General features: G+C 61.5%; 10 protein-coding genes and 1 other RNA gene. 2 read left to right on the top strand and 9 right to left on the bottom strand.

Features of this window, described 5'->3' with window-relative positions:
• Positions 1 to 17: 17 nt before the first annotated feature.
• Positions 18 to 1409: an FAD-binding oxidoreductase gene (locus QM694_RS05605; RefSeq protein ID WP_415005966.1), complete on the top strand. Its 1392-nt coding sequence runs from the start codon at positions 18 to 20 to the stop codon at positions 1407 to 1409.
• 31 nt (positions 1410 to 1440) lie between these two features.
• Positions 1441 to 5181, top strand: coding sequence for an AsmA family protein (locus QM694_RS05600; protein ID WP_415005965.1), 3741 nt, complete (start codon positions 1441 to 1443; stop codon positions 5179 to 5181).
• A 2-nt stretch (positions 5182 to 5183) separates the two neighbouring features.
• Here the strand turns inward: QM694_RS05600 and QM694_RS05595 are convergent, their stop codons facing one another.
• From QM694_RS05595 to ssrA, 9 genes are all read right to left on the bottom strand, one after another.
• Positions 5184 to 5396 carry a ribbon-helix-helix domain-containing protein gene (locus QM694_RS05595; RefSeq protein ID WP_415005964.1) on the bottom strand — a complete coding sequence of 71 codons (213 nt, stop codon included), beginning with the start codon at positions 5394 to 5396 and terminating at the stop codon, positions 5184 to 5186.
• Positions 5396 to 5572: a DUF4169 family protein gene (locus QM694_RS05590; RefSeq protein WP_415005963.1), complete on the bottom strand. Its 177-nt coding sequence runs from the start codon at positions 5570 to 5572 to the stop codon at positions 5396 to 5398. Before QM694_RS05590 ends, QM694_RS05595 begins: the two co-directional genes overlap by 1 nt.
• Positions 5572 to 6963, bottom strand: a complete 1392-nt coding sequence (fumC, locus tag QM694_RS05585) for a class II fumarate hydratase (RefSeq protein WP_415005962.1) — start codon at positions 6961 to 6963, stop codon at positions 5572 to 5574. The genes QM694_RS05590 and fumC overlap by 1 nt, the downstream gene beginning before the upstream one ends.
• Positions 6964 to 7048: 85 nt before the next feature.
• Positions 7049 to 8245, bottom strand: coding sequence for an MFS transporter (locus QM694_RS05580; RefSeq protein ID WP_415005961.1), 1197 nt, complete (start codon positions 8243 to 8245; stop codon positions 7049 to 7051).
• Entirely contained in the window at positions 8227 to 9156 is a 930-nt protein-coding gene (locus QM694_RS05575; RefSeq protein ID WP_415005960.1) for a CehA/McbA family metallohydrolase, read from the bottom strand. The genes QM694_RS05580 and QM694_RS05575 overlap by 19 nt, the downstream gene beginning before the upstream one ends.
• A gap of 9 nt (positions 9157 to 9165) precedes the next feature.
• Positions 9166 to 11055: a potassium transporter Kup gene (locus tag QM694_RS05570; protein WP_415005959.1), complete on the bottom strand. Its 1890-nt coding sequence runs from the start codon at positions 11053 to 11055 to the stop codon at positions 9166 to 9168.
• A 47-nt stretch (positions 11056 to 11102) separates the two neighbouring features.
• The gene (gene mepA, locus QM694_RS05565; RefSeq protein WP_415005958.1) at positions 11103 to 12032 is read right to left on the bottom strand and encodes a penicillin-insensitive murein endopeptidase; all 930 of its coding nucleotides are present in this window, start codon (positions 12030 to 12032) and stop codon (positions 11103 to 11105) included.
• Positions 12033 to 12040: 8 nt separating this feature from the next.
• Positions 12041 to 12547 carry an SspB family protein gene (locus QM694_RS05560; RefSeq protein ID WP_415005957.1) on the bottom strand — a complete coding sequence of 169 codons (507 nt, stop codon included), beginning with the start codon at positions 12545 to 12547 and terminating at the stop codon, positions 12041 to 12043.
• A gap of 77 nt (positions 12548 to 12624) precedes the next feature.
• Positions 12625 to 12992: a transfer-messenger RNA gene (gene ssrA, locus QM694_RS05555) on the bottom strand.
• Positions 12993 to 13085 lie beyond the last annotated feature (93 nt).

The raw sequence follows: 13085 nt of genomic DNA, 5'->3' as shown, positions 1-13085 counted from the left end.
TGCTAAATTCGACGATCATGGATACACCGGACAGAAGAAACAGCACAACGCAGGCCTTAGGCGAACTCTGCTCCCTGCTCGGCGACAGGCTTTCCACGGCACCCGCCGTGCGCGAGGCGCATGGCAAGGACCAGACGTGGAATCCGGGAGCACCACCCGATGCGGTCGCCTTCGTGCGCGATACGGGCGAGGTCCAGAAGATCGTGAGTATCTGCGCGCGCTACAAGACGCCGGTGATCGCCTATGGAACCGGAACATCATTGGAGGGCCATTTCAGCGCGCCCTTTGGCGGCATCTCGGTTGATCTTTCGGGCATGAACCGCATCATCGCCGTTCACGCCGATGATCTCAACGCGACGGTGGAAGCGGGCGTCACCCGCAAGCAGCTCAATGCCTACCTGCGCGACCAGGGGCTATTCTTCCCCGTTGATCCGGGGGCTGATGCGAGCCTTGGCGGCATGGCGGCCACGCGGGCATCCGGCACCAATGCAGTGCGTTACGGCACGATGCGCGAGAATGTGCTGAATCTCACGGCGGTGATGGCCGATGGCACGGTGATCAAGACCGGCAGCCGGGCGCGGAAATCATCCGCCGGCTATGATCTCACGCGGCTTCTCGTCGGTTCGGAGGGCACGCTTGGCATCATCACCGAAGTGACGGTGAAGCTCTACGGCATTCCGGAATCGATCGTGGCGGGCGTGTGCCCGTTTCCATCTGTCGAGGCGTGTTGCAAGGCCACCATTCAGGCGATCCAGATGGGCCTGCCGGTGGCGCGCATCGAACTCGTGGATGCGGAGCATGTGAAAGCGTTTAACGCTTATTCGAAGCTCGACCTCAAGGTGACGCCGACATTGTTCCTTGAATTTCATGGCACCGAGGCTTCCACGCGCGAACAGGCGGAGACTTTCGGGGCGATTGCGGAGGAACTGGGGGGCGGCCCTTTCTCTTGGGCCTCGAAGGAAGAAGACCGGCAGAAGCTCTGGCAAGCCCGGCATGATGCGTTCTGGGCCACGCGGGCGCTCATGCCCGGCAAGGAGTCGTTTGCCACGGATGTCTGCGTGCCGATCTCGCGGCTTGCGGAGTGCGTGACGGAAACGCAGGCCGATCTGGCGGCGAGCGGGCTTTACGGCCCCATCGTCGGCCATGTGGGTGACGGGAATTTCCACGTCGTCCTCTATTGCGACAGGTCCGATCCGGACGAGGTCCAGCGGGTGAAGGAAGCCTATGGCCGCCTTATCGACCGTGCCATCGCCATGGAGGGCACCTGCACGGGAGAGCACGGCATCGGTTCTGGAAAGGTGGCCTATCTCGAACGCGAGCATGGGCCTGCGCTTGGCTATATGAAAGCGGTAAAGCGGGCGCTTGATCCGCAGAACATTCTCAACCCCGGCAAGAATGCCGCCATCTGAATGACCAAATGGTAATGCAAGCGAGAGCGCCATGACGGTCTGGAAATCTCCCATCCTCTATCTTGGCATTCTGCTGCTCGTGGCCGTTTTGGGCCTTCTGGCGGCCCCATACGTGGTAGACTGGAACAGCTATCGCACTGACCTTGAGGCCTATGGTCACAAACTCACCGGCCGGAAGGTGAGGATTGCCGGCCCCATTTCCGTCCAGCTTTTTCCATGGCCGAGCCTTACCGCGCAGGATGTTCATCTGGCCGATGCGGACGGGCGCACGGATTTTGCCAGCGCCGGGCAGATGAAGGTGCGGATGCAGCTGGCCGGGCTGTTCAGCGGCACCATCCAGGTGGAAAGCGTCGAGATCGAGAAGCCGGTCATCACCATCGAGCGCAGCGCCGAGGGCCAGGGCAACTGGCAGTTTTCGCCCGCCGCCGATCTCGCCGCCAATGAATTGCTCGGGCGTGTGAAGCTGGACCAGATCAGCCTCACGGATGCGGTGGTTCATATCATCGATCACCGCCGGGCCAACGGGGACGTCAAGCTGGTGATTCCGCGCGCCGATGCTTCCGCGCCCGGTTTTCAGGGGCCATGGCGCATCCGGGCGAGCGAAGTCGATTCCGGCGGGCGTTCATTTTCCGCGGCATTTTCAACCGGCATCTGGCGGTCCGGCGAACCATTCCGTGTCGGCCTTACCGTGACGGGGCTCGAAGGCGCCGTTCCAGCCTACAGTTTCGACGGGCAAATGCAGGATGGCGGCATTGTCGGCGACGTGACCATTGCCACGGGCTCGACGGAGGGAAAGACAGACGCAGAGGGAACGCTCCGTGCTTTGACGATCAAGTCGAAGCTCACCGCAACCTTCAATGCCGTGGCGCTCGACAGCATCGAGATCGCCCCGCTTGATCCCTCCGCTGGCGGCACGTTGATCACCGGTGACGCCAAGCTGGCATTGGGCAGTCATATCGGTGCCGAGATCAATCTCTCCGCGCCTAAGCTCGATTTTGCGGAATGGGCTGGCGCCAAGGCCAACACGCTGCTGCGGCAGGGCGGCACCCTTGCGGTGGCTGACGGGTTTCTGAAACTGCTGCCCAAGGATATGGATGTTGCCGGGTCGCTCAAGGTCACGGCGCTGACGGCTGGCAGCGATACGCTTGAAAACGTGACGTTCCGGGCCGAGGCAAACAGCGAGGCGATCCGGGTGAAGGAGATTTCTTCGTCACTGCCCGGCCGCTCGCGCGTGCTGTTCAATGGCGTGTTTTTCCCCGGCGCGTCCGGGGCCGAACTGGCGGGCAGCCTAGCGCTGGAGGCGAATGACTTCCGCCAGCTCGTGACCTGGGGGTGGCCTGAACAGGCCGGCGCGCTCAAGGCGCTGTGGACGGGGCAGCGCGGGCATTTCAAAATGCAGACGGACGTGAGCCTGACTTCAAGCCGCTTGCGCCTCAGCAGCACGCAATACGAGCTGGACGGCATCCTAGGCTCGGGTGAAGTCGAGGCGGCACAGGGTGGCCGGGGCTCCATCGATGTCACGCTCAAGACAGACCGGCTCGATATCGACAGCTATGTGAAGGGCGGCCTGGCTGCGTTGCTTGGCGGCGGAAAGGATGGTCTCGGCGGCGTCCTCACATTACTCTTGCCGCATCCTGACTCCCGCGATCTCCGCTTCAACATCACCGCCGGGGAGATGGCGCTGAATGGTGTGACGGCGAAGACTGTCTCGCTCGATGCGGCATCGGGTGCCAACGGCCTCGATTTGCGCAAGCTTGAAATCGGCGACGTGAGCGGCGCGAAATTTTCTGCTTCGGGCCTCATTCTTGATGCGGGATCGGGGCCTGATGGCACCATCGGCATCGACACCTCTGCGGATGATCCCCGGGGCCTGCTGCGCCTGGTTGGCCTGCTGCCACAGGATCATGATCCCGCGTGGGCATCGGCGCTCGGCGTTTCGGCATTCAAGGGAATTCTCGGCGTAAAAATGCGTGACGGGTCGCCTGCTACTTCGCTCACTGTAGACGCAACAAGCGGGCCTCTGGTCCTGAAGGGAAAATTGACGGGCACCGGGCGCGGAATCCTGACCGATATGAATTTCGATGGATCAGGCGATTTGACATCCAAGACGAGCGCTGACATGGCGCGCCTGTTGGGGTTGACCGCTGCATCAACGGATGGGTTGCCTGGGCATTTTTCATTCAACGGATCGGGAAATTGGGCCAGCGGATTCCATTCTCTACTTTCCCTCGAGGCCTATGGTAACCGCGTTGATTTCGTGGGCACGCTTGGCGGCGTACAGCCGTGGTCCGGAAAGCTGGCGATCAGGTCCACCGATGTTTCGCCCGCATTTGCCGCGATGGGGCTGCCACTGGCAACGATTCCCACGGGCGTGTTGGTACTGGATACGCCTGTCACGGTGCAGGAGGGTGGAATTTCCCTCGACGCTCTGACGGGGCGCTTTGGCTATGCGCCATTGAGCGGCAAGCTGGCCATTGACGGCAAAGCCCATGTGTCTGGCACGGTCGCCACGGGTCCGATCTCGCTGGCAGAGGCGCTTGGCGCGCTGTTCCTCGACTGGACAGGCGCTGCGCCAGATGCAGAAGCGCCACTGGCCGCGCGTCTGCCGTTCGGATTGACCGGTGAAGTGTGGGTGAAGCCGCAGCAGCTCATTCTCGGGAACGGCCTGGTCGCCAATGAGGCGCAGATCGGGATTACGGCGTCCGCTGATGAACTTCGGCTGGCGATGTTCGGCAAGGATGTGGATGGCCACGATGCCTCTTTTGAACTGGGATCGAAAGTGCAAGGCGATAGTCGCGTGATTGATGGGAAGATGACGTTTCCCGTCAATCTCGATGATGATCTCAAGCTTGCAGGCGGTAATAGCATCGCGCAAGGCAGTGGCACGCTCACGCTCACCTTCAACGGGCAAGGGCGCACCCCCGCAGGCGTGCTGGCCGGATTGAAAGGCACTGGCGCATACGACCTCAAGGGCGTGACGCTGCTGGGCGTATCACCGCAAGGCTTCGGCGCGGCGCTGGACAAGGCTGGAGATGCAGCCGGGGTGAACGCTGCGTTCGAGGCACTTCGTACGGGAACGCTGGCGCTTGGAGACCGCAGCGGCAGCATTGCTGTCGACAATGGCGTCGCCACCTTGCAGCCCATCACATTTGCCGACACCTCAGCAAGGACGGACATCAAGACCACAGCCGAGCTTTCCAATGGGTTGATCGACATCGGCATCAATCTGGAGCTGTTGGCGCGTGACGGCCTGCCGCCCATGGAAATTTCCTATGCGGGTCCACCCTCCGCTTTGGCGCGCGCCGAAGACAAATCGGAGCTTGCCGCCAAGCTCGGCTACGCGATCATGCAGAAAGGTGTCGCGGAGCTTGAGCGTCTTCAGCAGGAGCAGGCGCGCTTGGCCGCTGAGGAAGAAAAGCAGCGCGCCGAGGATGAGGCGAAGCTTGCCGACTATTACGCGCAGCGCGACGAGTTGCTGGTGCGGCGGCGCGAATTGAAAGTGCAATCGGACATGCGCGTGATGGCGGCGGAGGCGCTGCGGCAGCAGCTTCTGGCCGAGCAAAATGAAAACGCCGACATGAGCAAGGCCGAGTTGAAGCAGCGTGTCCGCGAGCTTCGCGTGCAGCGCCGGATTGCCAGGATGGCGAGCGGCGATGCGGCGCCAGTACAGGAAGCCAAGCCAAAGCCCGCTGCGAAGCCGAAGCCCAAACCGCAAATCCAGGTGCCGGTGATCCTCGTTCCGCAGCAGCAGGAATCGCCCACTCAGCAGTGATGTCAGTTTTGCTGGGCGGCTTTCTGGAAGAGCCAGACACGGATGGCGCTGGAGAGGTTGCGGCCGCCGCGTGTTGCGTCGATCTCGCCTGCAAGCGACGAAACACTTTGGCCGCGGCGTTCCGCCTCTTTCACGAGCGCCTCCCAGAACTCAGGTTCAAGGGACAGCGAGGTGCTGTGGCCGGCGATGGTGAGGGAGCGTTTGAAGCCGCTCATCACTCCTCGCGCTTGTGCCCGTCGAGAGTGCGGTTTTCCTGCTTTGCTCTCGCCTCAGCCAGCGTGCGCTCTTCCTTCGTCTGGCCGAATTTCAAGCGATTTTCAGAGGCGCGCGCGTCTTTCTCATCACGTGCCTTGCGCTTGCGGGCAAGTTTCAGGCTGACAATCTCGCCCATTATTTTGGGCCGATCATGTCTTCAGGTCTGACGATGCGGTCAAAGTCATCGGCATCAATGCCATCCTTGATAGCTTCCTCGCGCAGCGTCGTGCCGTGCTTGTGGGCCAGCTTGGCGATCTTGGCCGCGCGGTCATAGCCATATTTGGGCGCCAGCGCCGTGACCAGCATGAGTGAGCGGTTGAGCGCACCCTTGATATTGTCCTCACGCGCCTCGATGCCCACTACACAGTTATCCGTGAAGCTTACGGCCGCATCGGCCATGAGGCGCACCGATTGCAGGAAATTATAGGCCATCACGGGATTATAGACGTTGAGTTCAAAGTGGCCCTGGCTTCCCGCGAAGGTGAGCGCGGAATTGTTGCCGAAAATCTGCACGCAGACCATGGTCATCGCTTCGCACTGGGTGGGGTTCACCTTGCCCGGCATGATCGAAGAACCTGGCTCGTTTTCGGGAAGCGAGAGTTCGCCCAATCCTGAACGGGGCCCCGACCCCAGCAGGCGGATGTCATTGGCGATCTTAAACAGCGAAGCCGCCACCGTGTTGATGGCGCCGTGGCTCATCACCATTGCATCATGGGCGGCCAGCGCCTCGAACTTGTTGGGGGCTGAGGTGAATTTCATGCCGGTGATGGCGGCAATGCGCTCGGCAACCATTTCCGCAAATCCCACCGGCGCATTGAGGCCGGTGCCCACGGCGGTGCCGCCCTGCGCCAATTGCATCAGCATCGGCATGGTCTGCCCGATGCGGGCGATGCCGTTTTCCACCTGTTGCGTGTAGCCGGAAAATTCCTGGCCCAGCGTGAGCGGCGTTGCGTCCTGCGTGTGAGTGCGGCCGATCTTGATGATGTTTTTCCAGCTCTGCGCCTTGTCGTTCAGGGCATTGCGGAGCTTCTGAAGCGCGGGGATGAGGCGGTGTTCGATTTCCTCGGCGCAGGCGATGTGCATGGCCGTGGGATAGGTGTCGTTGGACGACTGGCTCATGTTCACATGGTCATTGGGGTGGACAGGTTTCTTGGACCCCATCTCGCCGCCCAGCATCTCGATGGCGCGGTTGGAGATCACCTCATTGGCATTCATGTTGGACTGGGTGCCGGAGCCGGTCTGCCAGACGACGAGCGGGAAATGCGCGTCGAGCTTGCCTTCGATCACCTCTTGCGCGGCCTTGACGATCGTTTCGCCGATTTTCGGATCCAGCCGCCCGAGCGCCATGTTCACCTCGGCGGCTGCGCGCTTGACGATGCCCAGCGCCCTGACGATGGGAAGTGGCTGCTTTTCCCAGCCGATCTTGAAGTTGCCGATGGAGCGCTGGCTCTGCGCGCCCCAATAGCGAGAGGCGTCCACCTCGAGGGGGCCAAAGGTATCGGTTTCGGTACGGGTCTTGGTCGGCATGATACGGTTTCCGGGCGTGGCGTTCAAAAGGTGAGGGGACTTAACATTGTTGCGGGGCTGCCGCCAGCCATCCCCGCGTCATGAGCTAGCGTGGGAAAAGCCGGGCCAGTGCCGCCATGGCAAACGCAGACAGAAGCGAGATGGCGAGGACCATCGCGATGCCGCCGATGGAGCCCCAGTGCTGAAGCACGGCGGCGAAAAGCAGCGGCGCGGCGGCATTGAGTGCCAGGCTGGGGACCGAGAGCGTGCCCAGCACCTTGCCGTATCCCTTCGGGCCGAAGAGTGACAACGCCACCGCGCCCTTGACGATTGTGACCAGCCCGTTGGACGCGCCATAGAGCAGCGCGAAGATGAGCACTCCCCACATCGAGATGCCGCCCAGCATAAAGGCGGCCAGTGACAGGGGAAGAAGCCCCAATGAGATCAGACCGATGCTCGTGGCGCGGAGATTCTTCCCCATCAGGATTTCGCCGAAGCGGCTCGCCACCTGCGCCGGGCCGATCAGCGCGGCATAGGTGACAGCTTCTGCGCCGTCATAACCCAGCCCCCGGAACAGCGGCACCACATGGGCCGAGATCGCGGAAAAGATGAAACCGTTGAACGCCAGCGCGGCAGAAAACAGTGCCATGGCAATCAACCGCTCGCGCCCCTCAAGCGGCCGGATGGTGACGACTGGATCGGGTAACGCTCTTTCGGAAGCGCCTACCTGCTTCCCGAGAACCGTGAGATGGACGGGCAGGCAGATCAGGATGTGGAGCAGGGCGAAGACAAGAAACGTGCCGTTCCAGCCGATACGCTCGGATAGCAGATGGCCAATCGGCCAGAACACCGTGGATGATAGACCGCCAAACAGGGAGAGATAGGAAATGGCGCGCCGCGCGCCACCGCCGGTGATCTGTGCCAGCGATGCAAATGCCGCATCATAGGTGGCGAGCCGCATGGCGATGCCGAGGATCAGCCAGCCCGCGGTGTAAGTAACGGGATCTTGGGCGATGCCAAGCACGCCGCATCCGGCGGCGCAAAGAAGGGAACCCGCCGCCATCATGCGCCGTCCGCCCCGCGTATCGACCGCATGTCCCAGCCGCCGAGACAGCACGCCGCCGAGCAGGAGCGCTGCCGAGAAGGCGCCGAAGATCAGCGTCGTGCTCCAGCCGGTGCTGCGGGCGATATCTTCTGACAGCGCCCCCAGCGCATAATAGGTTGTGCCCCAGCCGATGATCTGGGTGATGCCGAGGCCGGTGATGATCCGCCAGAGCGGCAAGGTCAGGCCAACTTGTCCCACCAGAAGGGATTGCTCCAGGCGCGCTTGCCCGCATGATCGATGGCAACAACGCGGAACCACGGGCTTGGCTTTTTCAACAGCCAGCCGCGCTCCAGTGACTTGAGATCGAAGGTGGCGCTGGTGATGGCCTTTCCGTTCCGAACGCAGGTGCGTGAATGGCCGCACACCACGGTGATGGTGTCGACGGGCGATGTTTCGATGTGCAGTTCCTTGCCTTCGAGCGTAATCGCATGGAATTGCGGGCCCTGGCTGGAATAATAGTGCCCGGCCTTCAGGGCGGTGAGCAGTTCATCGGGGTCGAGGCTTTGCGCTTTCACCTGCACCCAGCCGCCGAAATGGTCTGGCGTCTTGAAATGCGCGTCATCGGTGGCGAAAGCGGTGAGCCGTTTTCCTTCGGTGAGCAACTGGTCGAGCAAATAGAAGCCTTCTCCGCGGTCATTCTCGATGGCGCAGCCATGATTGTAGATTTCAACGGCATGGGCGCAGTCGATGGCGCGCCCGTCTTCGATGGTGAGTTGAGACCAGGCGGGGTGGGCGATGCCGATGAAGGCACCGGCCTCATGCGCGCGCCGCGCGATTTGCGCTCCCGTTTCGCCTTCTGCGGCTTTGGGGAAATCCAGCGGAAGCCCTGCGGCCACGATGTGCCAGAGTTCGCCCACGCTGGTTTCGGGCGCATGCAGTTCGCTGCCAATGATGGTGGTGAAGCTGTTGGAGCGGAATGGCCGGGTATCGGCAATCGGCCAGTCGAAATTGCCGATGAAATGCTCTGACAGCATCATGAAATCATAGCCCGCCGCCTTGTAGCGGTCGACGACCTGGCCCGGTGGCAATGCCCCATCGGACAGATTTGAATGGGTATGGAGGTTGCCGCGCCAGAAACGGCCCGGACGCGAGAATGGCGAGAGCTGCATGATCTGATCCTAGACGCTCATCTGCATGCCGAGTTCGACCACGCGGTCGGGCGGAATGCGGAAGAATTCAACGGCGCGCGCCGACTGGTTGGCAAGCATGATGAAGATGCGCTGCTGCCAGAACGGCAGTTCGGAATGATCCGATGTCTTGATGACACGGCGGCCAAGGAAATATGACGCCTGCCGCGGATCGATGGCCAATCCATGCGGCTCGCAGGCGCGCAGGGCGGCCGGAACATCCGGCTGTTCCATATAGCCGAAGCGGGCTTCCACCAGCCAGGCGCCAAGCGGAAGCTGCTTGACGGTGACACGCTCCTCGCTGTTTTCAAGCCGCGGCTCGTCTGTTGTTTCAACGGTGACGAACACCAGAATGTCGTGCAGCACGCGGTTGTGCTTGAGGTTGTGCATGAGCGCGCTGGGTGCATAGACCGGATCGGTCTGCATGAACACGGCGGCACCAGCCACGCGGGTAGGCGGGCGGCGCTCAAGGCTTTTCAGCAAGCCTTCAAGTTCAATCAATTCACGGCGGAGCTTGGCGGCGAGAGCATGACGCCCTCTCAGCCAGGTGACCATGAGCATGATGATGGTTGCGCCAATCAGGGTCGGCATGTAGCCGCCATTTAACAGCTTGAAGCCATTGGCGGCGAGGAATGTGAGTTCGATGGCGACGATGGCAAACAGGGCCGGAAGCACAATCCAGCGGGGCAGCGTCGCAGCCTTCCAGAAGAAGACGATGGCCAGAATGCTGTCCACCACCATCGACGTGTTGACGGCAATGCCGTAGGCCGATGCGAGATTGCTGGATGATTTGAACACCAGAACCAGAATAATGACGCCGACAAGGATCAGCCAGTTGATCTGGCCGATGTAAATCTGGCCCTGTTCGGTTTCGCTGGTGTGGGTGATGTTCATGCGCGGCAGGAGGCCGAGCGACATGGCCTGCTGGGCAATTGAAAACGCCCCAGTGATGACGGCCTGCGATGCAATGACCGTGACGCCTGTCGCCAACAGGACGAGCGGGATGATTCCCCAACCCGGCGCCATAAGGAAGAACGGATTTTCGACGGCACCGGGATGGCTGATGATGAATGCGCCTTGTCCCAGATAATTCAGCACGATGCCGGGGAATACCACGGCCAGCCAGGCGATGCGGATCGGCGTTTTGCCGAAATGGCCCATATCGGCATAAAGCGCCTCGCCGCCCGTCACCGCCAGGAAGACGCCGCCGAACACATGCAGGGCCAGATTCGGATGATCCAGCAGCATCTGCACGCCATGCATGGGATTGAAGGCGCGGAAGATCGTGAAGTCATCGGAGAGGTGATAGAGACCCATCGCGCCGATAATGAAAAACCACACAGCCGTTACCGGCGCGAAGAGAGACGCCACGCCGGCCGTGCCGCGATATTGAAACACAAACAGCGTCACCAGCACGGCGACGGTCAATGGCACGACGAAGTCGGCGAAGGCCGGGTTGATGACATTCAGGCCCTCGATAGCAGAGAGAACCGACATCGCAGGGGTAATCATCGCATCGCCGAAGAAGAACGCCGCGCCGATGATGCCAAGCCCGAGCACGACACCGCCCTTGCGCTTCAGAACCGATTCTACCAGCACGACGAGCGAGAGAATGCCGCCTTCACCGCGGTTGTCGGCGCGCATCAGCAGGATCACATATTTGAGCGTGACGATCAGGATCAGCGCCCAGAGCAGAAGCGATGCAACGCCCAGCACGGCGCTGGTGATGTCGCCACCCGCCTTGTGAACGGGATGCAACGCTTCGCGCATGGCATAAAGCGGGCTGGTGCCGATGTCGCCGAACACGACACCGATCGATGCGAAGGCGAGTTTCAGTTTGGCGGTTGACGGAGCGTGGTCCGGTTGATCCGAGTGTGCCATGGCCGCCCTCTGGAGGGCGCTCCTTCAACAACTGACGTGCGTGCGCCTCAGGGGGCGGTCACGACGGCGCGGCATTCAGCAGGAAGGCCCGCGAGTGTCAAGGGGGGCGCGGGCTTGGGCGGCGGCGCATTGGGATTGGGCTTCGGCTTCTTCCACGGAATGTCGCCCATCCAATAGGCAAGCTCGGTTCCGCAACCGGTTCCATCGGCCGGGCGGGCAGGCGGCTGGTTCTTGCAGAATGGCGATCCGGCCGGGCAGTTGATGCGCATGTGGAAGTGGAAGGTGTGCCCGAAATAGGGGCGGATCTTTGCGAGCCACGCGCGGTCGCCGGTGGCCCACTGGCACAGCGCGGCCTTGATCGGGGGATGCACGAAAATCCGCGCCACCTGCGGATAGGAGGCCGCGCGCTTCAGCAGACGCATCTGCGCCTCACCGAAATTGGCAGGGTTGATCTGCTTGTTGTTCTTGACCATCTCCTTCGGCACCATGGTTTCGCGCTCCTGCGCGGTCAGCACATGGTCGGGCATGGGGGTCAACCAGATATCGGCGTCGAGTCCCACCTGATGGCTGGCATGGCCGGAAACCATCGGACCGCCGCGCGGCTGCGCCATGTCGCCCACCAGAAGGCCGTTCCAGCCGTCATACTTCTTAGCGTCCTCCGCCAGTTGTTCAACCAGCGACACCATGGCGGGATGATCCCAGTTGCGGTTGCGCGACAGGCGCATCACCTGCCAGGCATTGCCGGTGATCGGCAATTGCTCGGCCCCTGCAAGGCAGCCCTTTGCATAGAAGCCGATGGCTTGCGCCTTCGTTTGGGTGGGCAGTTTTTCGGCGCCGAACAATTTCTTGGCCGGCATCCGCAGCAGGGCCGGATCAACGGCGGTTGGCGTCGCGGCTTGCGCGTCATCAGCCCGTGCGGCGGGTGCGGCACAAACCAAAAGCATGGCGATCAGCGGCAGGGCATGGCGCAGCAACATGGGCAAACTCACTTCTTGCGAAAGGCGTCCAGCGAAACGACTTTGGGGCCGTCACCTTGCGGCTCGCTTTCGGGCTTTTTTTCGGCCTCGGGCTCTTTTGTTGGCACAGCCTCAAGCTTGGCGCGCGGTTTTTCGGCGGGCGTCAGTTCGGCAGGGGCGGGAACCGCTTCAAACTGAAGGCCAAACTGCACGGAAGGATCAAGAAATCCCTTCACGGCCTCGAACGGCACGATCAGCTTTTCGGGAATGTTATCGAAGGACAGTTCCACCTCGAAGCGCTCATCGTAAACCGTGAGGCCCCAAAACTGGTGCTGCAGCACAATCGTCATTTCGCGGGGGTAACGGTTGGCGAGGCGCTCACCAATGTCCACGCCGGGATGCTTGGTGTTGAAGGCGATATAGAAATGATGTTCGCCGGGAAGGCCGGATTTCTCCACGATGCGCAGCGCATCGCGAACCACGCCACGCAGCGCGTTCTGTGCGAGCTGGTCATAGCGCATCAGGTCTTCTGGCATCGCGGGTACATCCCAAGGTTTCGACTCGGGGCGGATATTAGCCGCCCCTGCCACCGGAAGTCACGCCCTGGAAAGGAAGTGCCGGCTTCTGTTGCCAGGTGCCGGCGGACCCCGCCTGAAACGGCTAAGCCTCAGGACTTTGATTTCGGTTCTCGCACCGCATTAAGCGGCGAGAGCGACCGGAGCATAGTTGTCGTTGGCAACTATATGTTTAGCCCGATAACGCCGGTACCATCGCGGGCAAAAAGCCTTCCTTTACACCCTCGTCGATCCTGTTTCGCCCCCATTACCGCCGCTTGGCGTGCAACCCCAAGCGGCTGTGGTGGAGGCGCCGGGTACTGCCCCCGGGTCCGAATGGTTTATTACGAAAGCCGTTTATCACCATAGTCATGCCTTGCGGCGTGACGGGTTCAATATAGGGGCCATCGGCCTTCATGGGAAGTGGCCGTCATAAATTCCAATTAATGAAGATTGCCATTACCCTGCCAGGTTGCGGGTGCTAACCTTAATCTCCAACGAATCCAGAGGAGTTCCAGAT

This window comes from Aestuariivirga sp. (genome assembly GCF_047602625.1).
Lineage (GTDB): Bacteria > Pseudomonadota > Alphaproteobacteria > Rhizobiales > Aestuariivirgaceae > Aestuariivirga.
This window is presented reverse-complemented; position numbering and strand designations above follow the sequence as displayed.